Source organism: Bacillus cereus group sp. BfR-BA-01408 (assembly GCF_022663305.1).
GTDB lineage: Bacteria > Bacillota > Bacilli > Bacillales > Bacillaceae_G > Bacillus_A > Bacillus_A pacificus.
In genome coordinates, this window is sequence record NZ_JAKUFF010000018.1 from 14,419 (window position 1) to 38,164 (window position 23,746).

The following is a 23,746-nucleotide window of genomic DNA, read 5'->3' on the forward strand; positions in this document are numbered from 1 at the left end:
TGTATAATTACCTTCCGATTTCTTTTTGATACGTAATCCAGGTAGCACAAGGATTGAAAGGGAAAGATTTTAATATTTCCATTGCATATATACTTGTTGAATCGAATTCACCTTGAAAGAAAGAATAACCGTGTGTATTTGCATACATAGCTTGTTTGAAAATGAGAAGTTTCAGTAAGGATACATTTTCTGTATTGTGAGTCCCGCACCATCCTAGTTCTACTGTATTATCCTTTTCTGATGTATGGAGGAAAGAGTATGCCATAATTCGATGCTCTTCATCTATAATGAGAAAGCTCTCATTTAGTAGTACGTCATCAGCTAAAATCATCTCTTGCCAAGTTTGTAGTGGGAATGAGGCAACGGGATTTGCTAGGTGGGTTTGCTCATAATTTTCTTTTACTAAGTAGGCTAGTTTTTCTAATAAATTATTATTTGATACGATGTTCGATAAAGTTTGTATATGATAATTTGAATTAGGGACTATCTCGATAGAAACTATTTTTTGTAAGTCTAATATCGGCATATATGTTCTTCGGATTTCCGTAAAATTATGTTCTTCAAAAAACGATTTTAAATGAGCTGATGTTTCCCATATAGAGGTTTGTAATGGTAGTTTGAAGTTTTCTCTTTTTGAAATCTCGTTTAATAAAAATTTTTCAATGTGTAGCTCCGAATAGAAAGGATTCGTATATATTCGAAAGTATGTGCAGTATGGATGGAAGTTACTGCCCCAGGTGAAAAAGATGCCTACTACATCTTTTTTATAGTAGGCAACATACGCACATTTTGTTTTATTATCTCGTAATAAGTGAAATACGTACGATTCTTCATTATATAAATCAATAAGTTGTTTTACTTGTAGCTTATTATTTTTACTATATTTCTCTATAACAAGATTATGTTCATTCAATGACTTCTTCATAGCTCAATCCAAAAACGTCTTACTACATTTCCGTCTTCCTCAGTGAAATCATCATCACGAAGGCCGCCGTTATGTAAAATTGTTTTTTCTGAAGCAGTATTTACTTCATCGCAAACGACAAGTGCTTTCGTGATGTTTAATTGCTTCGCTTTTTCCAGTGATAATGCTAGTAACTTCGTAGCATAACCTTTTCTTCTTTCAGAAGGGCGAATGCCATAACCGATATGACCGCCAGCGTTAAATAAATGTTCGGTTAAACTATGACGTATATTAACAGCGCCTACAATTCTATTATGATCTGTAACGAGCCAATACGTAGAATCTGGTACCCAAGATTCAGGAAGATTTATTCCGTTATGTGCATCGAGTAGTTCTTGTACCATAGCAGGGAAGTTAGAGGGGTCTTTTGTAATAACCCACGGAATCATCGTTTCACCGCTATCTTTCCATTCGTTATAAAAATCTAAGTATTCGTCTTGTAAATCGGTAGTAGGTGTAAGCAAAGAGACGTTCATTGTTAGCAAGCTCCTTTATTTATGTAGAATGTATAAAAAATTACAACACAAAATGAAAGCGTTTTCTAAACTTTCTCAACCTCATTTCATGTAATCTACCTTTGTTTTTCAAGAAAATGAGTGGATGTTTAAAATTAGAAGTTATTCATTTTATGTTAATATTTAAAATATTAACATAAAATGACCTAGGTATTAAGTGTATTTTAATGAAATTCATTCATATCGATAAATCGATGTGTGTGATAATTTTTATTTTATTTATCTATAATGAATGAAAGGGGGAAGGGCTCGTGAGTGTAAATATTGATTTCATTATACGAATCGGTGTTGCTGGTTTGTTAGGAGCAATAATCGGTATTGAAAGGGAAATTCGATCAAAAGAGGCGGGATTAAAAACACATTTCCTAGTAGCGGTAGGAAGTGCTTTAATAATGGTCGTTTCGAAATATGCTTTTTCAGATATTATGAATGAAGAACATATGGCTCTTGATCCAAGCCGTATTGCAGCGCAAGTTGTTAGTGGAGTAGGGTTTTTAGGTGCAGGTACAATTATTATTCAAAAGCAGGCGGTGAAAGGATTAACGACAGCGGCTGGTTTATGGGCTACAGCAGGAATTGGATTAGCAATTGGGGCTGGCATGTATGTAGTAGGAATTGGAGCGACGATTCTCGTTTTAATTGGTTTAGAGATTGTAAGCCGTATTTTTAAGGTGCAATTTTTATTTCCGCAAAATATAACGGTGCAAATGTGTATAAATAAACATGAAGCAGTACAACAAATATTAGAAACACTACAAGTGAAAGGCATTCCAATACTTTCATATGAAGTGGAAACTTCACAGCAAGGTACAGAAATAGTTTATAAGGTAGGGATGCAGCTGAAAAATATATCGTCAGAAGAAAAGAATGAGTTTATTCAGTATATGCAAACATTACCGGAAGTAACATTTATAAATTTAAAATCATAGCGCTGAAAACGAGGATAGATGTAGCGGGAATTTCGCTATTATCTATCTTTTTTTGATATAAAATGCACATAAAGTCAAGTGTTAATTTTACACGGCGTGGATACATGTGTGAACGTTACCTTATTTTTTCTCAATACAGTATAAAAAGTAAAAATAGTAAAATAATGGTGCGGTACACTAAAAAATGTAAGGTAGGGGAGAGCATGAAAGGCTATTCAAAAAAAGTGTTAGTAGGGGTAAGTTTTGCTAGTTTCATGTTAGGGAGTTTTCAAGGAGGCGCATTGGCGGAAAGTACAAAGGGAGAGCAAGTTTCTTATCGGAACGTTCTCAAAATGGAGCCAGTTGGTGTACAATTACCAGTGCAAGAATTAGCTCATTCATCAAAAGTGCTTGAAAGCAAGTCTTTTGAGAAAAGGCTACAGCTTGCTGATTTATCGCAAAGACCACCAGAAGTAAAAAAGAAAAGTAAACAATTAACCGCAGCGAAAACGTATACAATTGCTGAATTAAATCAATTGAGCAATCAGCAGTTAGTGAACTTACTTGTAACAATTGATTGGGAGCAAATCAATGGGCTATTTCAGTTTAATAAGGATAGTCTTGCATTCTATCAAAATGATAGTAGAATGCAGGCAATTATTGATAAATTGAAGCAGCAAGGACAAGCTTATACGAAAGATGATTCAAAAGGGATTGAGACTTTAGTAGAGGTATTACGCTCAGGGTTTTATTTAGGATTTTATCATACAGAATTAAGTAAACTAAATGATCGAAGCTATCATGATAAATGCTTACCGGCATTAAAAACGATTGCGAATAACCCGAATTTCAAACTCGGTACGTTAGAACAAAATAGAGTTGTCTCATCATACGGAAAATTAATAGGAAATGCTTCGAGTGATGTGGAAACGATAACATCAGCTGCAAAGATTTTTAAACAATATAACGATAATTTTTCTACATTGGTAGACAATCTATCAGCTGGAAATGCGATTTACGATATTATGCAAGGTGTTGATTACGATATTCAATCGTATTTATACGATACGAGAAAAGCACCGAAAGATACAATATGGTATCAAAAAATTGATAGCTATATTAATGAATTAAGTCGTTTTGCCTTAATTGGAACGGTGACAGAGAAAAATGGTTGGTTAATTAATAATGGTATTTATTATACAGGTAGACTTGGTACGTTCCATAGTACAGGAACGAAAGGGTTGCAAGTTGTAACGGACGCAATGAAAATGTATCCGTATTTAGGAGAGCAATATTTCGTAGCGGCTGAGCAAATTGCGACGAATTATGGCGGGAAAGATGCGAATGGAAATGTTGTGAATTTAGATCAAATACGAGAAGATGGTAAGAAAAAATATTTACCGAAAACGTATACGTTCGATGATGGAGCAATTGTGTTAAAAGCTGGAGATAAGGTGACAGAAGAAAAAGTAAAACGTCTATATTGGGCGGCAAAAGAAGTGAAGGCACAATTCCATCGTACGGTTGAAAGTGACCAGCCGTTAGAAAAAGGCAATCCTGATGATGTATTAACGATGGTTATTTATAATAGCCCAGCTGAATATCAATTTAACCGTCAATTATACGGGTATGAAACGAATAACGGCGGTCTTTATATAGAAGGAACAGGTACGTTCTTTACGTATGAACGTACGCCAGAAGAAAGTATTTATAGTTTAGAAGAATTGTTCCGACATGAGTTCACGCATTATTTACAAGGCAGATATGAAGTGCCAGGACTTTGGGGACAAGGGAAGATGTATGAGAATGAGAGATTATCTTGGTTTGAAGAAGGGAATGCGGAGTTTTTTGCAGGTGCAACGAGAACAGATAATGTTGTACCGAGAAAGAGCATTATAGGAGGAATATCTTCAAATCCAGCAGAACGTTATACAGCAGAGAGAACGTTAAACGCAAAATATGGAACGTGGGATTTCTATAATTATTCCTTCGCTTTACAATCGTACATGTACAATAAGAGGTATGATATGTTTGACAAAATTCATGATCTTATTAGGAAAAATGATGTAACAGCATATGATGCATACCGCTCTGCTTTAAGTAAAGATGCGAATTTAAATAAAGAATATCAAGATTATATGCAAATGTTAGTAGATAACCGTGAGAAATATAATGTTCCGTTAGTATCAGATGATTATTTAGCAACTCACGCACCGAAACCAGTTTCAGATATTGCGGCAGAAATTACAGCAGAAGCAAAATTAAATAATGTATCAGTTAAGAAAAATAAATCACAGTTCTTTCATACATTTACACTACAAGGAACATATACAGGTACTACTGCAAAAGGAGAATATGAAGACTGGAAGACAATTACACAAAACGTGAATGATACGTTAAAACGTTTAAGTGCGAAAGAATGGACAGGCTATAAAACAGTAACAGCTTATTTCGTAAATTACCGTGTGAATGCAGCAGGACAATTTGAGTATGATGTTGTATTCCATGGTATTAATACAGAAGAAGGTGCTGTGAATAAAGCGCCAGTTGCGGTTATAAATGGTCCCTATAGTGGAAATGTAAATGAAGCAATTTCGTTTAAAAGCGATGGATCAAAAGATGAAGATGGGAAAATTACTTCGTATAAATGGGAGTTTGGTGATGGAGCAGTAAGTAATGAGCAAAATCCGACTCACGTGTATACAAAAGAAGGAACATATACAGCGAAATTAACAGTAACAGATGACAAAGGATTAACGAATACTGCTACAACGAATGTAACGGTTCAAAAGAAAGAAGATAACAGTGTGGAAAAAGAGCCGAATAACTCATTTCAAACAGCAAACAAACTGCAGCTAAATCAAATTTTACGTGCTAGTTTAGGAAATGGCGATACGAGTGATTTCTTTGAAATTAATGTGGATACTGCTAAAAACCTTCAAATTAACGTAACGAATGAAAATAATATCGGAATGAACTGGGTTCTTTATTCGGAAGCAGATTTAAATAATTATGTTACGTATGCACAGCAAGAAGGGAATAAGTTAGTAGGAAGTTACTACACGTATCCAGGAAAGTATTACTTACATGTGTATCAGTATGACGGGGGAACAGGGAATTATACGGTAGAAGTGAAATAGTAAAAAGGTCGCCGTGAGTGGCGACCTTTTTTATGCGTTATACAAAAATTTTAAATGAAATTTATAAAAGCTTGATAGGCGATACCAATGGAAAATACGGTAGCTACCATATGTGCAGTCCATTTAGGCAGATTTAAATTCAATATGGTATTGTACAAGATTCCATATAAGGGGGCCGGCCGACGAAACGCGGAAATTATACGCTAAGCATAAGTTTACCAATAAAATAAAAAAAACAAAGTCTGTAAATTTATGTAAAATAATGATATAATTTAATTGAATATAAAGAAAAAGGAAACCTGTTTTTATCAGTGTTACCTTTTTCTAATTACACCACGGGGCCACCAACTAAATGTCATGAAAAACAAGATAAGACAATATCTCTCAAATATAAAGCCGATTAGATCCGTAAAAAAGTTTAGATTTTTCGCCTAAGTAAAGTCGTTCCATGTAAAATCAACACTCAAGATACCGACAGGATATGAGCTGGCCATATAGTTTCTTCTAGAAGCTAAAGCTAATTTCGGATTACGAAAACAAGTGTCATGACTGTCAAGAAAACATACATCAAGTTTTTCAGAGCTTACATCAATAGCTACGAATAATCTCAAAGAAAGGGCCTCCTTTCTTTGAATAGTATTTGGAATGAGCTTGGATACTGTGGGATCTCCCTAGAGTCCAAAACATAGCCACAACCTCGCGTATGAGTATTCAATGATTGCCTTCACCTAAGCTGCCCTCCCACCACTATGAGAGGTAAGTGAAGGAAACCGATACAGCTTGTGCGTATGCAGTGCATTTTGGTCTGGGTCACAGTCTTTTAACGTGCTCGAACTACAGGAGGAGTAAGCATATTCCCGATGGATTCATTGATGCACTTCCATTATCTGGGGGGATCCCCTGGTATCCAAGACTAAATTTTACCCATACATCATTTTTTTGATGTAGCTCTTGAAGATAAAAACTATTTAATTTTCAAGGAACAGTTATTAACTTAAAACTTATTATACGAGGAGGGTGTATCATGAAAAAAATATGCTTTGTATTAATTGTCGACGCTGGTATAAATTATGGTTCAATATTTTCTCTACCATTTTTAAGGAATCAGGATGATTTGAAGGGATATTTTTCTGAGTATTATGATGTTTCGATTAATTATATTAGGGATAAAAACTCAGTTGACTATTTGGTAGTTCCCAAACCGTGTCCACCTTTTGATAATGAAAATAATCTTCCAATAATTGAAGTACCAGCAATCTTATTTATGGAAAAGAATTTTGAAAAAATAAAGACTTATATAGACAATTATTTTTCTAATAACTCATAAAGAAAATAAAAGTACAGTAAAAAGAAGTCCGATAAAAAACGAGTGGTGAAGATTCAATGAATAAGGCACAAGCAACATTAGTAAATTACTAGCACCAACTAGAATTAGCTTCTTATTGGGGAGATGGTACCACTTCGTCTTCAGATGGGATGTGCATGCAAATTGGGGTTTCATCTTTACATGCAGACGCAAATCCACATTACGGAACAGGTAAAGGTGCTACCATTTATCCCACTTTAATGGGCAGTAAGACCCCCACTCAAGATTCAGCGAAAGCAAAGAAGTTAGGTGGGGGATTAACTGCCCATTAAAGTTCGATTGGTTCAACTAATAATCAGTGGGGGATGAAGAAAACCCCCACTGATTAAAGTTTCACTTTATCGCTTTGTGAGTGATCAATTCTCTAGCTTTTATACAAAAGTGATTAATACGAATGCTAGGGATGCCGTTCATGTCATTGATGGTTTACTACATCACGAAACAGATTTACATATGGAAGTAGGAAAACATCAGGAGCCTTTACTTGCCCATATTCCACCTTTAGGTTGGGAGCATATAAATTTCTTAGGTCAATATAAATTCGATATTAACAGTTCCCATTCTATTCGATCATTACGCCCCCTTAGAACATAAATGAAGCCCTTGATTTTCTGCTTAGCGTAGACAAATCAAGGGTTTTTCTTTCAAAATCTTTTTTACGCGTTATACCCGAATAATTTTAAATCTTCCCCTGAGTCCGAAATGACCTCTTCGAACTTCAATCCTACTTTTTCTAAAAGCTTTCCTGAATTGATGTTATCAATAGTAGTAATTGCTACAATTCGTTTCAGTCCTAGTTTTTGTACTCCGTATTCGATTACAGCGGAGGCTGACTCGTAGCCATATCCTTTTGAACGGAATTCTTCTAAAAAGGCAAAGCCAATATCAACATCTTCTAATGAATCTCTTTTAATAAGACCGCACATACCGAGTGGAGTGAGATCTTCTTTTCGCTCTACTAAGTAAAGACCAAATCCAAGTTTGTTATACATATCGATTGGTCCGTTTACAATATAATTTGTTGCGTCTTCTAAGGTTCTAACTCCTTTATTACCGATAAACTGAATCCATGCAGGATCGTTTACTAACTCTAGAATAAACGGAGCATCTTTTATATCGAGCCAACGAAGAATGAGTCGTTCCGTTTCAAGAACTATCAAGCTACTGCACCACCTTTAACATTTATAATCATTAGTATGGATTGTGTAATACAAAATCGCAACATATTTTAAAAGAGCCCGGATTGTTCACATAAAGTTCGTTTGTTTTGCATAAAGGGATATTTTATAATTAGAATTGATTGTAAAGAGTGAGATGCTTATACAATGACTCCTAGGTGACTAGGAGTTTTTACTATATAACTATCATTATTACTAAATATGACACACTACACATTCTACTCAAGGAGGTACATAATGAAGAAATTATATAATGCATCGTTTACGTATTTGATTATCGGTTTATTATCAGGGATTTTCGCTAGGGAGTATGGAAAGTATAAAGGGATTGTAGGATCTACTTTGTTAAACCTTTTACATACACATACACTTGTACTCGGCTTTTTCTTCTTTTTAATTGCTTTAGGATTAGCAAAAGTATTCGCGTTTCATGAAGCGAAAAGTTTTAATAAGTGGTTTGTTGTACATAATATCGCATTAATTTTAATGTTAGGTTCGCTAGCAGCAAGAGGGCTTCTTCAGTTAAATGGAGCGGACTTTAAAGGATTAACTTATATTGTTGGTTTTTCTCATTCGTTGATGGCAGTTACTTTAATTTGGTTTATGTTGTTAATAAAGAAGTCGTTTAAAATATAGTTTTATCCCGCATTAACGGGCAGTAAGACCCCCATCTCATATTTCAACGAAAGCAAAGAAGTTAGGTAGGGGTCGGACTGCCCGTAAAAGCCCGATTGGTTCAACTAATAATCAGTGGGGGATGAACCCCCTACTGATTAAAGTTTCACTTTATAGAAAAGAATTTGCCATAATTGTTATCTAGGGTAAAATATTTATAAGCAAACTAATAAAAAGGTATTACATTTTAATGATGTAGTGCCTTTTTTATTGTAGTTACATTTAAATATCTACGGTATTATATGTAATATAATAATCAAAATGTAGGTAAATGAAAAATAAAAAAATACATCCATTATCTCAAAAAAGATTGATTTAATGGATGTATTTTTACATACAGGGGTCACGCCACATTGCCATCAACCTAAGTTTTGAGATACCCCCATACCGGAATTTTCACCTTTTTACAGTTATTTATGAGAATTTAGCTCATTTTTTCGTTTTGGGGAACAATCAATTTCTTAAGTTGATGGGCATGTGATAATGCTTCCATTTGAATAAATTTTCCTTTTCCATACCGATCACACATCTTTTGTAGAGTAATAGTGTCAGCATATCCCGGTTTAAGAGGTTGCTTACAAAATATTTAGAATTTTTTTCGCGAGAATCCTCCGAAATGTAATATGGACTTTAAATACTTTCATTTATAATTCTCTATTTGTCTATACTTTTCATATCGCTGTTGTATAAGCTCTTCCGAGGATAATGGTATCAATTTTTTTAGAGATGATTCGATTACAGATTCAATCATTTTTGCCTGTGATTTTATATCATTTTGTGCTCCACCTTTAATTTCAGGGATGATTTCATCAATAATTCCTAAATGTTTTAAATCTTTTGCTGAAATTTTCATATGTTCAGCAGCTTCTGGAGCATACTTAGCGTCCTTCCATAGGATAGATGCTGCTCCTTCTGGCGAAATTACCGAGTACCATGAATACTCTAACATATGGATATGGTTACCGACACTAATGCCAAGAGCCCCACCACTTGATGCCTCTCCAATTACAATACAAACAATTGGCACTTTAAGTGTAGTCATTTCAAATAGATTTCGAGCTATCGCTTCAGAAATTCCACGTTCTTCAGACCCTATCCCTGGATAGGCGCCTATTGTATCAATAAATGTAATAATAGGGCGATTAAATTTATCAGCTTGTTTCATAAGTCTTAGCGCTTTTCTATAACCTTCTGGATGTGCCATTCCAAAATTTCTTTCTATACTTTCCTTTGTATTTCTACCTCTTTGATGACCAATAACCGTAACGGGCATTCCTTTAAATTTTGCAATACCACCTATCATTGCTTTATCATCACCATATAATCGATCACCATGAAGTTCGAGAAAGTTTGTAAACAATAAAGGTATATAGTCCAATGTCGTGGGCCGGTTACGTAGCCTTGCAATTTGAACTCGTTGAAAAGGTGTAATATTAGAATAAATTTTATCTTGCATTTTATTTAAACGTTTTTCTAATTCATGAATTTCTGAAGATAAATCTACATTATTTTCTTTCATAATTTTCTTTAATTCATCAAATTTCTCTTTTAATTCAATAATAGGACGTTCAAAATGCAAACTCATTTTATCCTCCAAATGTTATGATTTACCTCATTCTAATCAAAAGACTTAGAAATAGAATCAATAAATAATTCAAAACCATCCACAACTATTTTTTGTTCTGACTCTGATAAATTATTGAGAATACTTTGATAAAATGTAATGGATTGCTCTCTTAAGCAATTAACAGTTATGTGACCTTTTTCTGTGAGGTGCAGAAAAAGTTCTCTTCTATTTTTTTCATTTACTTCACGATAAATAAGCCCCTTTTTTACTAACTTATCTACCAATCTACTTACAGTTGAAGTCTCTAATCTAAGTTTATTGGATAGTTGCCAAACTGTTAATTTTTCCACCTCTAGTTCTTCTAACGCCATCATTTGAGAAGTTGGTAAAGGTTTTTCAAATGGTCCATTGGGCAAATTTTGAGATTCAAAAACCCCAGTTATTACAATCATTTTCTTAATATCTGTTCTTAGTTTTAAGGCATCTTCTCTTTTCAAAAAGGTCCCCCTCCTACAACTAATGTATCATACATCAATTGTATTATACATGAATATGTTTTTTTCACAAGCTTAACGTAAGCCAATATTACAACATGGACGAGATATTTCTTCTTGTTAAAATGGTATAAGTGAATTGTTTTCTACAAATGGCAGAACATCAATTATGTATTAGGGGCCTTTATGGGGTGCCGCTCATCGTAATCAAGCTAAGAAAATAAAACTACCAAAAAAACGAAAATTTTGTGATAACTTGTAACAAAAAACTCATAATTTTTTGGGGAAGTTCTAAATTCTTAAGGTGATGGGCATGGGGTACACCAACATAACGCGGATTCTGTACGTTAAGACAAATATTGTAATATTAAAGATGATATAATTAGAGAAAAAATGTGGGGGGTTCCTTAGTGGAGATAAGAAAATATAATTCTGATGACATCAAACAATTTACAGATTTAATGCCAGATTTAGGTTATCCCAGTTCATTAGATGAAATGAAAGTAAGAATGCAACGTATCGAATCCAATCCAAATTACTACACCTTTGTTGCAATAAATGATAATAACTTAGTAGGGATGATAGGAATAACAATTCATACAACGTACACAAACAATGATGAAAAGATTCAAATAACATCGCTAGTTACAAAGAAAGAATATCGTGGTCAAGGTATTGCGAAAGCATTGATTAAATATGTGGAAGAATGGTCTTTGAAAAGGGGTTCTAATTTTATTTATCTTCTAAGTGGAAAAAGTGAACAGAGGATAAAGGCACACGAACTATATAAATTCCTTGGTTACGAGATAACAGGTTATAGGTTTGTAAAGCGTATGAAAAAATAGATATTATTTAACAGTTGAGTGCAATTGTTAAATAATTAAATCCCAATTTCTTATGTATATCACTGAGAGATTGGGATTTTTTATATTGGATATCCTTAGCGTACGAAATTCGCGTTTTATTTGTGCTACCCCATACAAACAAAAAGTTTGATTATATATAATCAAACTCAAAAACTCTAAATATAAGGTCTGGTTTTATTTTATTATACTATTTAATCTATATTCAATTAATTGCAAGTTCTTTTTGTTTATTGGATAGTAGGAAACGAATTTCATTTATGTAAAACTTGAATTATTTAATTTTTCGGATTATTATGTATAAAACACTTAACATATTTTGTAATTCAAATTTATAGAGAGTAGGAGAGTGTACGATGGAAATAACAGTAGAGCGTTTAGTAAATGAATTAAAAAACGTAATTCCTGAAGATCGAGTAGTAATCAATACGACAGTAAGAGAGTTACATAGTAAAGATGAATCTTATCATGCTAGTAGTTTACCTGATGTAGTAGTTTTTCCGAAAACGACCGAAGAAGTTAGCGCGATAATGAAAGTAGCGAGTCAGCACGGAACAGCTGTCGTTCCGTTTGGAGTAGGGTCCAGTTTAGAGGGACACGTAATTCCTTATGAAAAAGGGATTACAGTTGATTTTTCGTTAATGAACAAAATTCTTGAAATAAGAGAGAAAGATTTTCTAGTGAGAGTACAACCAGGAGTGACTCGCTCTCAGCTTAATAAAGAATTGAAAAAGTATGGATTGTTTTTTAGTGTGGATCCAGGAGCAGATGCAACGTTAGGTGGAATGGCTGCTACAAATGCAAGCGGAACGACAGCGGTTAAGTATGGAGTAATGCGTGATCAAGTTCGTGATTTAGAAGTCGTTCTTGCTGATGGAGAAGTAATACATACCGGGAATTTAGCGGCGAAGTCGTCATCAGGTTATCATTTAAATGGTATTTTCGTAGGTTCAGAAGGGACGCTTGGATGTTTTACGGAATTAACTGTAAAAGTATACGGTATACCAGAGCATGTTATGGCCGCGAGAGCATCGTTTCCGGCTATAAATGATGCAGTAGAAGCTGTTATTAACATATTACAAGCGGGTATTCCAATTGCGAGAATTGAACTCGTTGATGAACTATCTATAAAACAAGTCAATCATTATAGTGAAACAAGTTACAGAGAAGAGCCTACGCTGTTTTTAGAGTTTCACGGTAATGAAGCAGGGCTAAAGCAAGATATTGAGTTTACGAAAGAAATTGTTTTTGATCATAAATGTAAAGAAGTTGCGTTTGAGACGGAGACAGCAGCGAGAAATAAACTGTGGGATGCAAGACATAACTTAGCGTACTCTTATGTGCATAGTTATCCTGGTAAAAAATTAATGAGTACAGACGTATGTGTACCAATTTCAGAATTGGCTGGGGCAATTCAACATGCGAAAGAGACATTAGATAAGGTTGGTCTTGTTGGTGGTATTCTTGGTCATGTAGGAGATGGGAATTTCCATGTGCTTTTAATGATTGATCCTAACGATAAAGAAGAAGTGGAAAAGGCAGACGAAATAAATGAAAATATCGTTTTATATGCTCTTAAACGAGGGGGAACGTGTACGGGAGAACATGGCGTTGGAATCGGAAAGCGGAAGTATCAAGAAGAAGAACATGGGGCCGCATTACTCGTAATGGAGAAAATAAAGAAAGTTCTTGACCCGCAAAATATTTTGAATCCGAATAAAGTTTTTCAGTTAAAGGATAGGGGCTGATTGGGTGAAAGTACTAGAAGCGATAAGTAATATAGCTGGAAAGTATTTTGCATTTTGGGTTATTTGTATTGCAGCTATTGCGTATTTTATTCCCGCGCCATTTCTTGGGTTAAATAGTTACATAACGATTTTACTTGGAGTTGTCATGTTTGGGATGGGATTAACGTTAAAGGCTGTTGATTTTAAAATCATTGCTACAAAACCATTGCCAGTTATTATCGGTGTATGTGCTCAGTTTATTATTATGCCACTTGTCGCATACTTACTAGCCTACGTTATGAATCTGCCAGCCGAATTGGCAGCTGGATTAGTGTTGCTCGGTTCAGTACCGGGTGGCACTGCATCAAATGTTATGGTTTATTTAGCAAAAGGGAACTTAGCGTTGTCTATTGCAATGACGTCATTATCAACGTTACTAGCACCAATTGCTACACCTCTTATTTTACTATTGCTTGCAGGACAATGGATGCCGGTTAATCCTATGTCTATGTTTCTTTCTATCGTACAAGTCATTATCATACCGATTATTTTAGGATTAGTAGTGAAGAAGTTTTTCCCGAAAACTGTTACGAAAGGAATGACCGTTATCCCTTTCATATCAGTTTTAGCAATTATCATTATTGTTTCAGCGGTAGTTTCAGCAAATGTAAGTAGTATTACTTCTTCAGGCCTTCTTATCTTTATTGCCGTTATGCTCCATAATGCATTTGGTTTTTTACTCGGATATATAACAGCATTCGTACTTGGACTAGATGAAGGGACAAGAAGAGCTATTTCAATAGAAGTAGGAATGCAAAATTCAGGCCTAGGTGTTGCCTTAGCAACAGCACATTTTGGACCAGCAGCTGCGCTTCCAAGTGTATTAGCAGCAGTATGGCATAACATTGCAGGACCAATATTAGCAACCATCTGGTCAAAAAATGCAAAGGATACTTTCAGTGATGAAACTTTATCGGTAAATATAGAAAAATAGGAATGATAAAGAATGCAAAAACGCATTGTACATTTTGAAGGGCTAGTTGTTTTCATAGCTGCGATTTATGCGTATTCAGTATATGAATTTAGTTGGATAATATTTTTTCTGTTCCTTTTAGCTCCGGATTTATCAATGTTAGCGTATGGTATAAATAATCATGTTGGGGCTAAAATTTATAATATATGTCACACATATATTATATCGATAGTAATAGCTATCATAGGAGTCTATTTTAAGGTAGATACGGTTATAATGATTGGTTTAATATGGACAGCACATATTGGAATGGATCGAATGTTTGGATATGGATTGAAATATGAGACGGATTTTAAGGATACTCATATTCAGAGGTTATAGTTGCTTTTGAGGAGAGGGATACATTGAAACAAAGAATTACTATCGAAGAATATAACATCAAATGGGAAAATGAATTTAATAAGCTACAAACTCTCATTAACGATGTAATGGAAGACAGCATTTTATCCATTGAACATGTTGGGAGTACATCTATTAAAGGACTTGCAGCAAAACCAGTATTAGATATTGATATTGTAATAGAAGATTATGAGTTTTTTCCTAAAGTAGTAACTAAGCTTGAAGCGATAGGATACTATCATCAGGCAGAATGGAGCTACAAAGGGAGAGAGGCGTTCGACAGAAAGGACGCTTTCGTTCCGTGGAGTGAAGAAAGTACAGTTTGGATGGAACATCATCTATATGTTTGTGATAAAAATAGTGAAGAGTTAAGAAAACATATAGCGTTTCGGGATTACCTTCGTGAACATGAAGATGTTGCTGTTGAATATGGACATTTAAAGGAAGAGTTAGCCAGAGAGACAAAAAGTAGAACGAGCTATAGTGAAGGTAAGACGAAATTTATTACAAATATATTAGAAGAAATAAACTAAGGTGGCATGGAGTATATGCCGCTTGTTCTTTTTGGATAGAAAGTTGCCATTGTAAAAGAAATACAAACTGGCCCTATTGAATGAAACGAAACTTAAATATAATGAGAAATAAAAGATCGGAAAAGAGGGAGCTTATGTACATACCAAAATATTTTGCAATACAAGATGAAGAGGTGAAGTATGAAATAATGGAACAAAATAGCTTTGCGACATTATTTTCTCAACATAACGGGGAACCATATGCAACACATTTGCCGTTGTTGTTAAATAGGGAAACACTCACGTTACATGGTCATTTCGCACGGCCGAATGAACAGTGGAAAGATATTGGGACTCAGCAAGTACTAGCTATATTTCAAGGACCACATAGTTACATCTCTCCGTCATGGTATGAAACAAACAATGCAGTACCAACATGGAATTACGTTGCAGTGCATGTATATGGTGAATTAGAAATTGTTGAAGATGAACAGGAATTAATAGATTCTCTTCAAGAGTTAGTACATAAGTATGAAGATCCAGAGAGCGCCTACTCACTTAATGATGTAGACCCGAATTATATGGGAGGATTAAGTAAGGGAATAGTTGGGTTCAAAGTAAAGATAAATAAAATAGAAGGAAAAGCGAAGTTAAGTCAAAATCATTCTGTGGAAAGAAGAGCATTAGTTGTGGAGAAACTTGAGAAAGTTGGTAGTGAGGGGAGTAAGGGGATTGCTGAGTTGATGAGAAAACAGAGTTTACTTGAAAGGGAAACATTCTAAATAAGCATATTTAAAAAGACCTTCTTAATGGAAGGTCTTTCGTTTTTTAAAGTGTTTTTTCAGCTGTTGTTGAGTTATAGTCTTTACTTGCGTCAACGGATTGAACAAGGTCAGGTCTTTGTGGTGCAGGGAAATCCGCATGACCTGCTTGATATGTAAATGAACTATTTAGACCAATAGATACAATACCTAGTACAGATAATCCTAAAACGATAGAACTAATTTTTTTTATCATTTTAATGCCCCTTTCTCAAACGTTTTTTCTTTTGCTTGTAACGCTTTATGAAAATACTCACTTGCTTTTATATGATTATTTTCATCGTAAAGTTTAATGGCTAACTTTTCTGAATATTCCTGAGTGTAGTTATATAAGGATTCTTTGTCGAAATACGCAATTCCTTCAAGAATAATTTTTTCTAAGTCTTCAGTTGACTTGTTATTGTTAAGGGACTCTAAAATTTTAAAGTGAAGCATATATTCTTCATTGTTAAGTTCTGTACAAATTTTTAATCCTTTTTTAATAAATTCTGAAGCGATATTTATCTCACCAAGTTTAGAATGTTCCCTTGCTTGTAAGAAAATCGCTTTAAAATGTGTAGGCATTTTTGTTGTCACTTCAGATAGATGACGAATAGCTAATGTTGATAAGTTTTGATTAGCATATAGCCAACCTAAGTTATTACGCACTCTTAACAGTAATGATTCTTCACCCTGTTTCTGTAAAATATTGATTGCTGAATTATATTTTTCCTCTGCTTGCTCGTATTGTTTTAAATATACAAATGCTGCACCTAATACGCTTTCACAAGAGGCGACATTCTTTTCATAGCCTACAGCTTTTATGAAGAATTCTTTCGCCTTGGTTGCATACTCAATAGCCTCAATTGGCTGGTAAAAATGATAATAGAAAATAGCCATTCGATAATTAAATTCCCCTTTTTCTAGATCATCAGTGGCATTTACCAGTAGTCTCTCAGCTTTTTCATAATGTTCACTTGCTAAATTATAATTTGTTGTTAAAGTAGCATGAATCGCCTTAAATAAATGATAGTAGTAAGAAAGTTGGTGATTAGGTGAAATGGCGTAAGAATCTATCTTATTGAAACTGTCTTTTGTAATACTTAAACCATCAGTTAAAACTTTGAAACGAAAATCTAGTAGAGAATAGTATAATGCTAAGTTTTCATCTTCTGTAATGTTTAGTTGCTTTTCCTCAATTTCATGCTTTAAGTTTGTCGCCTGGGACACATCTTGTTTTAGCATGGCTAAATACCAGTCATTAAATAATTTTGTAATTTGTTCATTACCTTGTAGTTGAACGTTCATGAAATCCCCTCGCTTTTTGAATATTCTTATAAAATATAGTATCAAAAATAACAATATTTAGAAATACGATTTTTATTTCTCAATATTTGTTTAATAAGATTTTCAGTAAGCCGATTGGAATAGTATTAATTTTGGTTTGGAGTAAAGAAAGGAAATCGGGGAGGGGTATTTTAAAGTTCTAGTTGAGAGGTGGGAATATAAAAAAGGTGTGTTCACACAATTTGTATGAATACACCTTTTTACATATTAAACAATCAAGTCCCACAAAAAGTACGATAAGGACGATTCGTAGGCGCAGGTGTAACGCAGTATTCTTCTTGATCTGTAGCATACGCATAAGGATTTGCTAGAGCTTCAAGAAGTTTTTCCATTACGCTATAGTCGCCATTTGTGACAGCTGCTTCTAGTGCTTCTTCTACGCGATGGTTTCTTGGGATGATTGATGGGTTATTATTTTTCATCATTTCGTAGGCATTTTCTTTCGATTCATCTTGTCTTTCTAATCGAGATTGCCACAGTTTGTACCATTCTTTAAATTCAGAGCTATCGAATAGAGGGGTATTTTCTAACGTATTAAGAGTTAATGAACGGAATGTATTAGTGTAATCCGCTTTATATTTCTCCATCATTTTTAAAAGTTGCTCAATAAGTGAATGATCTTGTTCTTCGTTGCTAAATAGTCCTAATTTCTTTTTCATTCCAAGGAACCACAGGTTTTCATACTGTACGCTAAATTTTGAAATTTCGTCTTGAGCAATTTTTAATGCTTCTTCTTCATCTTCGTGCAGAATTGGTATTAAAGATTCTGCTAATCGCGCAAGGTCCCATGCGGCCATATATGGTTGGTTTCCATATGCGTAGCGGCCTTGTGTATCAATAGAGCTAAATACAGTTCCTTGGTCGTAATGGTCCATAAATGCACAAGGGCCGTAATCAATCGTTTCACCGCTAATCGTTATATTGTCAGTATTCATTACGCCGTGAATAAATCCAACAAGTTGCCATTTAGCGATGAGGCTGGCTTGTTTTTTGATGACTTCTTGTAGCAATGCAGTATATCGGTTTTCAGGATCTTCAATTTCTGGGTAATGTCTTTTTATTGTATAGTCAGCTAGCGATTGAAGATCTTCGATTGAGCCGCGAGCTGCAGCATATTGAAATGTGCCGACGCGTATATGGCTGCTTGCAACTCTAGTTAAAATAGCTCCAGGTAACTTTGTTTCACGATAGGTTGGCTCACCTGTTGTGACAACTGCTAAACTGCGGGTAGTTGGGATATCAAGTGCATACATTGCTTCGCTAATAATATATTCACGTAGCATCGGACCGAGTGCAGCACGACCATCACCACGGCGTGAATAAGGAGTAGGGCCAGAACCTTTCAGCTGAATGTCAAAACGTTTACCTGAAGGAGTAATTTGTTCACCAATTAAAAGAGCACGACCGTCGCCTAACATATTAAAATGTCCAAATTGATGGCCAGCATACGCTTGAGCTAATGGATGAGCTCCTTCTGGTAGTGCATTACCGGCGAAAATCGCAATTTCGGTTTCTTTCTTCAGTTCTTCCGGATTAAAGCCAAGAGATATCGCAAGTGAATGGTTTAGCTTAACTAACTCCGGTGAACTTACGGGAGTAGGGGGGATTTCTGTATAAAATGAATGTGGTAAAGTAGCATAACTATTGTCTAAATTCCAACCTGCTTCATTATTTTTAGTCATTGTATCTCCTCCTTGTTTATTTTTTTATTATGTATGTGTACGTATGTATTCTTTGTAAAATTAGCTAAAAGTATAATATGATATTTCCCCTTGCAATCTATTGTAAGGACTTCACTGCACTATGTCTATTTAACAGCAAATATAAAAACTCCATTTTAAAAAATGGAGTTTTTATTATTACTTAATTTTTACGATTATTTTTCCTTTTGCTCTGCCAGCCTCTGAATATTCCATTGCTTTTTGAGCATCTTCAAATGAAAAAACTCGATCGATTACCGGTTTGATTTTTCCGGCTTCAATATAGTTTGCAATAGTGCGTAGTTGATCTCCGCTTGGCTTCATAAATAAAAATGAATATTGAGCATTATGCTTCTTTTCAAGTGCAGTAAGTTTTTTGCTTGCTAATGAAAATAAGAGTGTTTTGAAAAATCCTGAACCGAATTCTTTACCGAATCGAGCATTCGGCGTACCTGAAACGGAAACAATGTTGCCACCGCTTTTTATAATGTTGAATGATTTTTCAAGTGTTGTACCGCCAATTGTATCAAATACTGCATCATAATTTGTTAGTATTTCTTCAAATTTTTCTGTTTTGTAATTAATAATTTCATCTGTACCAAGAGACTTGACTAAATTCGTACCAGCTTCACTAGCAGTCGTTGTAACAGTAGCGCCCATTATTTTTGCTAACTGAATTGCGAAAGTACCAACACCACCAGATCCAGCGTGAATTAAAATCTTTTGACCTTTTTGTAAGTGCATAATGTCATGTAATGCTTGATAGGATGTTAAGCCAACGAGTGGAATTGACGCAGCTTCCTCAAAACTTAAATTTTTCGGTTTTAAGGCTATATCATCTTCATGAATGGCTATATATTCCGCGAAAGTACCAATCTTATTTTTTCTTGGACGAGCATATATTTCATCACCGACTTTAAAACGAGTTACTTTTGATCCAACCTTCGTAATGACACCGGAAAAGTCATTCCCAAGGATTAGCGGCATTTCATATTTCAGTAACATTTTTACTTTTCCATCGCGTATTTTAAAATCAATTGGGTTAATGCTAGCTGCATGAATTTCTGCGAGCACTTCATACTCATTTATTTCAGGAGTAGGTACCTCTGTCATATGCATTGGGACTTTTCCGTATTTATCAATTATCATCGCTTTCATTTCTTATACCTCCAAATTTCAATAAAATGAAACTGTGGGGGGCTTCATCCCCCACTGATTATCAGCCCTCACCAATCGGACCTTTATGGGCAGTTGATCCCCTATCTAAATTATTTGCTTTCGCTGAATTTTGAGGTGGGGGTCTTACTGCCCGTTAAAGTGGGATAAAAGTTGTGCAATAGCTTTTCAATGTCTAATACAAGATTTTTTAATAAACTTAATTTTGTACGTATATCAATATAATAAAAGTTTTTTGTACCTTCTTTACGCATTAAAATAATACCGGCTTCTCGTAAAATCCTTAGGTGATGTGATACCGCTGGCCGAGAAAGGTGTGTTTGTTTCGTAATTTCTCCTACACGTAATCCGGTTTGACATTCCGTTTCCATGAGAACTAACAAAATAGCTTGACGTGTTTCATCGCCAATTGCCAATAATACTTTTTGAGAATCAATAAAATCTTTTTTTATAACATTTAATTGTTCTTGTTTATTCATTTCAATCACTTTACCTCCAAAAATTAGTCGAAAGGTTTAAAATGATGGACCATTATTTCGATACCGTAATGCTACATAATTGTTGTATGAACTGCAATATTGGGAAAGAAAATCGAGACGAATGAATTTTTTATGTTGAAAATGATAAAGGGGGTAGAAAAGAATTACATATTGGAATGGATAAAGTTTTAAAATAGAAAATGATTTAATAATACGTTGTTTCTAGATGAGGATAGTTAAGCCATTGAACAAAAAATTAAGCGGTCGTAACCCTGTATAATTTTTAGGGTTACGACCGCTTATCATGTTTTTATTATTTTAAAGTGAGTTGTTTCGTTTTACTCTTTCATACATACATAATACAAGCGGATTATAGATATATGAAAGAGTAAAAGTAATTTGGGGCGTAATCTATCTATATGATACTTTAAAATGAAATATAAGTCTATATTTTTGTTGTTTTTTTGATTATATTTATGTCACTGAGCTCAGAACAATGATGTGGAGGATAAATATATGAAATCGAATGATGTACCAGTTTTAATTGTTGGAGGGGGATTATCAGGATTAGCATCTGCGTTATTCCTTGCAAAACATAACATTAAGTACTTACTTATTGAAAGGCATCCGTCTACTGCAATTCATCCAAAAGCGGGTGGAATTACTTTTCGTACGATGGAGTTATTTCGAGAATTAGGTTTAGAACAAAGAATTAGATCAGCGGGTAAAGCGTTAGAAAATTGCCGAGGAAGAATAGCGGTTCATACAATAGCTGAGGCGAATCAGGAAGAATTGGCACAAATGAGGGCGAATCAGTATGAAAATGATGAAAAGTTACTTCAGAAAATAGAAGAGATTAGTCCATCAAAACAAACTGCTTGTTATCAAATTACTTTGGAAAAGATGATGTTACAAGAAGCGAGAACATTAGGCGGAGAATTATCTTTTTATCATGAATTAGTTTCTTATGAACAAAATGAGCAAGGGGTAATCGCAACGATTCGGAATCGCGAAACGGAAGAAGAAAGTATTATTCATTGTGATTATGTAATTGCAGCAGATGGAGCAAAAAGTAAAATACGTAAGGAATTAGGGATTACAACTGAGGGTCGTGGAACCATTGGCGGTTATTATATGAATATTTATTTTGAAGCGGATTTAAGTGAGTTTATACAAGGAGATGCATTTGGTTTTACTATGGTACTTCATCCGGAAGTTCTTGGTGCGCTCATTCCAGTCGATAACGAAAAAAGATGGATTTACCATGTATCCTATGATCCATTAAAAGGAGAGAGACCAGAGGATTTCACTATAGAACGTTGTAAACAAATTATTCAAACCGCAATTGGAAGTACAAATGTTGAGTCAGAAATAGTAAGTGTTTTACCGTGGGAAGCGACTGAAAGTACTGCTACAAAATTTCAAGATAATCGCGTTTTTTTAGTTGGCGATTCTGCACATATTATGCCGCCAACTGGAGGGTTTGGTTCCAATACAGGAATACAAGATGCGCACAATTTAGCTTGGAAATTAGCGGCTGTTATAAAAGGCAAGGCAAAACCAAAATTGTTAGAAACATATCATGAAGAGAGATATCCTGTTGCAAAATTAACGACAGATTATGCGAGTAGTTTACTGTTTCGTGCTGCGAATAGAGAGGAAGGCAGTTTGAATAATATGGATGGTTTAGCTGTTACAGTTGGATATCAGTATTGTTCAGAGGCGATTATAGATGACTCAGTCACTCCACATAGAATGGATAGCGTAGAGTTGAACGGGAGACCTGGAACGCGAGCGCCGCACTTTTGGGGGATGTATAAAGGGAAAGAAGCTTCTATATTAGACTTATTTGGTAACAATTTTGTATTACTTACTGGAGTAGACAATAGCTCTTGGGCTGAAGCTGTATTTGATGTTTCATCTAAATTAGGAATAAATATTAAACTGTATCGAGTAGGGGGAAGTGGAGACTTTATTGCTCAAGAAGATATTTTTAGTAAATTATATGGGATAGAGAATGGCGGAGCTGTATTAATTAGACCAGATGGTTTTATAGGATGGCGTTTGGAAAAAGAGGTAGCAAATCCAGATGCAGTACTTAATGAAGTAATGAATCATTTATTATGTAATTTTTAAGTAACGAGGAAGAATTGTCTTATATAAGGCAATTCTTCTATTATGCTTTCAACTTACAAAATAAAAATATTGTAAGTTGAAAGAGGATGTGTTAATCTTATAACCTAATTGAAATAGTATTTTTTTGCACTTAACTTACAAAAAATAAAAAATGTAAGTTGTTATTGGAATGATATTGTTATGTAAATAAAATGGACGGTGAGAAAAATGACAGATAAGGCGTTAACGAAAAATGTTGTTTTAGATGCAGCGGAAAAAGAGTTAATGAAATATGGATGGAGCAGAACGACACTTGTTAGTATTGCGAAGTCACTTGATGTTAGTCATGCAGCTTTATATTCTTATTTTCGGAGTAAGGCAACGCTGCGCGATGCTATTTTAGAAAGGTGGCTGTTCAAATACTCGGATCAGCTTGAGAAAATTGCAGGAAAAGATGGAGAGACGGAAAGCATTTTACAAGAGTGGTTCTTTCGTTTATTTCAGCTTAAAAAGAAAGAGTTGCTGGAAAACGAAGAGTTATTTACATTGAATAGTTCATTAGTGCAGCAAAAGAATAAGGTAATTCAAAAGCATGAAGAAAGATTAGTTGGACAACTGGAGAATGTGATAAATCGCGGGATAGAGCGCAATGAGATTGAAAAACAAGATAGTTTGTTTTTAGCGCATACGCTATTTTGGTTACTTTCAGTGTTTTATCATCCTGCCTTTTCTGAGAGATGGAAAGAAGAGAGGATAAACGAAGAGTTCCAAAAGTCATGGGAGATTGTTACCTGTGGCATTTTTCGAAAGTAAAAAGTTACGTATCATATAAGGCTTTCAAACAGTAT

At 34.6% G+C, this 23,746-nt stretch carries 23 protein-coding genes and 2 pseudogenes; 14 read left to right on the forward strand and 11 right to left on the reverse strand.

Annotated elements, in window-relative coordinates; genetic code table 11:
* Positions 1–7: 7 nt before the first annotated feature.
* Positions 8–925: a GNAT family acetyltransferase gene (locus MR083_RS10665; protein ID WP_242269203.1), complete on the reverse strand. Its 918-nt coding sequence runs from the start codon at positions 923–925 to the stop codon at positions 8–10.
* The gene (locus MR083_RS10670; protein WP_242269205.1) at positions 922–1,440 is read right to left on the reverse strand and encodes a GNAT family N-acetyltransferase; all 519 of its coding nucleotides are present in this window, start codon (positions 1,438–1,440) and stop codon (positions 922–924) included. The genes MR083_RS10665 and MR083_RS10670 overlap by 4 nt, the downstream gene beginning before the upstream one ends.
* Before the next feature lie 290 nt (positions 1,441–1,730).
* Between MR083_RS10670 and MR083_RS10675 the strand changes: the two genes are divergently transcribed.
* Both MR083_RS10675 and colA read left to right on the forward strand, forming a co-directional pair.
* The gene (locus MR083_RS10675) at positions 1,731–2,408 is read left to right on the forward strand and encodes an MgtC/SapB family protein (RefSeq protein ID WP_062821446.1); all 678 of its coding nucleotides are present in this window, start codon (positions 1,731–1,733) and stop codon (positions 2,406–2,408) included.
* A gap of 203 nt (positions 2,409–2,611) precedes the next feature.
* Positions 2,612–5,527 carry a collagenase ColA gene (colA, locus tag MR083_RS10680; protein ID WP_242269207.1) on the forward strand — a complete coding sequence of 972 codons (2,916 nt, stop codon included), beginning with the start codon at positions 2,612–2,614 and terminating at the stop codon, positions 5,525–5,527.
* A 431-nt stretch (positions 5,528–5,958) separates the two neighbouring features.
* Here colA and MR083_RS10685 read toward each other — a convergent pair whose 3' ends face one another.
* Positions 5,959–6,138: a hypothetical protein gene (locus MR083_RS10685; RefSeq protein ID WP_071711426.1), complete on the reverse strand. Its 180-nt coding sequence runs from the start codon at positions 6,136–6,138 to the stop codon at positions 5,959–5,961.
* A 413-nt stretch (positions 6,139–6,551) separates the two neighbouring features.
* Between MR083_RS10685 and MR083_RS10690 the strand changes: the two genes are divergently transcribed.
* The 3 genes and pseudogenes from MR083_RS10690 to MR083_RS28165 form a co-directional block, all read left to right on the forward strand.
* Entirely contained in the window at positions 6,552–6,854 is a 303-nt protein-coding gene (locus MR083_RS10690; protein ID WP_061183444.1) for a hypothetical protein, read from the forward strand.
* Positions 6,855–6,901: 47 nt separating this feature from the next.
* Positions 6,902–7,075 (forward strand): annotated as a pseudogene (locus MR083_RS10695) (Tn3 family transposase); the annotation flags it as partial.
* A 142-nt stretch (positions 7,076–7,217) separates the two neighbouring features.
* Positions 7,218–7,352 (forward strand): annotated as a pseudogene (locus MR083_RS28165) (Tn3 family transposase); the annotation flags it as partial.
* Between the two features lie 197 nt (positions 7,353–7,549).
* Here the strand turns inward: MR083_RS28165 and MR083_RS10705 are convergent.
* Positions 7,550–8,053: a GNAT family N-acetyltransferase gene (locus MR083_RS10705; RefSeq protein WP_242269210.1), complete on the reverse strand. Its 504-nt coding sequence runs from the start codon at positions 8,051–8,053 to the stop codon at positions 7,550–7,552.
* A gap of 255 nt (positions 8,054–8,308) precedes the next feature.
* On the opposite strand from MR083_RS10705, the gene MR083_RS10710 reads away from it, so the two are divergent.
* Positions 8,309–8,707 (forward strand): DUF2871 family protein, encoded by a 399-nt coding sequence (locus MR083_RS10710; RefSeq protein WP_000737904.1) that lies wholly within the window; start codon positions 8,309–8,311, stop codon positions 8,705–8,707.
* Positions 8,708–9,386: 679 nt separating this feature from the next.
* Here the strand turns inward: MR083_RS10710 and MR083_RS10715 are convergent.
* Both MR083_RS10715 and MR083_RS10720 read right to left on the reverse strand, forming a co-directional pair.
* Positions 9,387–10,331 (reverse strand): acetyl-CoA carboxylase carboxyltransferase subunit alpha, encoded by a 945-nt coding sequence (locus MR083_RS10715; RefSeq protein ID WP_000052087.1) that lies wholly within the window; start codon positions 10,329–10,331, stop codon positions 9,387–9,389.
* A gap of 32 nt (positions 10,332–10,363) precedes the next feature.
* Positions 10,364–10,810 (reverse strand): MarR family winged helix-turn-helix transcriptional regulator, encoded by a 447-nt coding sequence (locus MR083_RS10720; protein ID WP_000817666.1) that lies wholly within the window; start codon positions 10,808–10,810, stop codon positions 10,364–10,366.
* Positions 10,811–11,217: 407 nt separating this feature from the next.
* Between MR083_RS10720 and MR083_RS10725 the strand changes: the two genes are divergently transcribed.
* The 6 genes from MR083_RS10725 (at position 11,218) to MR083_RS10750 (ending at position 16,063) form a co-directional block, all read left to right on the forward strand.
* The gene (locus MR083_RS10725; RefSeq protein ID WP_000405815.1) at positions 11,218–11,652 is read left to right on the forward strand and encodes a GNAT family N-acetyltransferase; all 435 of its coding nucleotides are present in this window, start codon (positions 11,218–11,220) and stop codon (positions 11,650–11,652) included.
* Positions 11,653–12,026: 374 nt separating this feature from the next.
* Entirely contained in the window at positions 12,027–13,418 is a 1,392-nt protein-coding gene (locus MR083_RS10730; RefSeq protein ID WP_242269212.1) for an FAD-binding oxidoreductase, read from the forward strand.
* Between the two features lie 4 nt (positions 13,419–13,422).
* Positions 13,423–14,391: a bile acid:sodium symporter family protein gene (locus tag MR083_RS10735; RefSeq protein WP_242269214.1), complete on the forward strand. Its 969-nt coding sequence runs from the start codon at positions 13,423–13,425 to the stop codon at positions 14,389–14,391.
* A 12-nt stretch (positions 14,392–14,403) separates the two neighbouring features.
* Positions 14,404–14,751 (forward strand): DUF4260 domain-containing protein, encoded by a 348-nt coding sequence (locus tag MR083_RS10740; RefSeq protein WP_001172037.1) that lies wholly within the window; start codon positions 14,404–14,406, stop codon positions 14,749–14,751.
* Positions 14,752–14,774: 23 nt separating this feature from the next.
* On the forward strand, positions 14,775–15,302 hold the full coding sequence (locus MR083_RS10745) for a GrpB family protein (protein WP_242269216.1): 528 nt from the start codon (positions 14,775–14,777) through the stop codon (positions 15,300–15,302).
* Between the two features lie 134 nt (positions 15,303–15,436).
* Positions 15,437–16,063, forward strand: a complete 627-nt coding sequence (locus MR083_RS10750; RefSeq protein WP_242269217.1) for an FMN-binding negative transcriptional regulator — start codon at positions 15,437–15,439, stop codon at positions 16,061–16,063.
* 46 nt (positions 16,064–16,109) lie between these two features.
* Here MR083_RS10750 and MR083_RS10755 read toward each other — a convergent pair whose 3' ends face one another.
* The 5 genes from MR083_RS10755 to MR083_RS10775 form a co-directional block, all read right to left on the reverse strand.
* Positions 16,110–16,298: a Phr family secreted Rap phosphatase inhibitor gene (locus tag MR083_RS10755; RefSeq protein WP_242269218.1), complete on the reverse strand. Its 189-nt coding sequence runs from the start codon at positions 16,296–16,298 to the stop codon at positions 16,110–16,112.
* Entirely contained in the window at positions 16,295–17,389 is a 1,095-nt protein-coding gene (locus MR083_RS10760; protein WP_001102723.1) for a Rap family tetratricopeptide repeat protein, read from the reverse strand. The genes MR083_RS10755 and MR083_RS10760 overlap by 4 nt, the downstream gene beginning before the upstream one ends.
* A gap of 254 nt (positions 17,390–17,643) precedes the next feature.
* Positions 17,644–19,110 (reverse strand): protein adenylyltransferase SelO, encoded by a 1,467-nt coding sequence (locus MR083_RS10765; protein WP_000164894.1) that lies wholly within the window; start codon positions 19,108–19,110, stop codon positions 17,644–17,646.
* Between the two features lie 177 nt (positions 19,111–19,287).
* On the reverse strand, positions 19,288–20,286 hold the full coding sequence (locus MR083_RS10770) for an NADP-dependent oxidoreductase (RefSeq protein ID WP_242269220.1): 999 nt from the start codon (positions 20,284–20,286) through the stop codon (positions 19,288–19,290).
* A gap of 110 nt (positions 20,287–20,396) precedes the next feature.
* Positions 20,397–20,792: an ArsR/SmtB family transcription factor gene (locus tag MR083_RS10775; RefSeq protein WP_000571883.1), complete on the reverse strand. Its 396-nt coding sequence runs from the start codon at positions 20,790–20,792 to the stop codon at positions 20,397–20,399.
* A gap of 507 nt (positions 20,793–21,299) precedes the next feature.
* Between MR083_RS10775 and MR083_RS10780 the strand changes: the two genes are divergently transcribed.
* Together MR083_RS10780 and MR083_RS10785 are read left to right on the forward strand one after the other, a co-directional pair.
* Positions 21,300–22,919, forward strand: coding sequence for an FAD-dependent oxidoreductase (locus MR083_RS10780; protein ID WP_000839986.1), 1,620 nt, complete (start codon positions 21,300–21,302; stop codon positions 22,917–22,919).
* 207 nt (positions 22,920–23,126) lie between these two features.
* The gene (locus tag MR083_RS10785; RefSeq protein ID WP_000129988.1) at positions 23,127–23,711 is read left to right on the forward strand and encodes a TetR/AcrR family transcriptional regulator; all 585 of its coding nucleotides are present in this window, start codon (positions 23,127–23,129) and stop codon (positions 23,709–23,711) included.
* Positions 23,712–23,746: the final 35 nt, after the last annotated feature.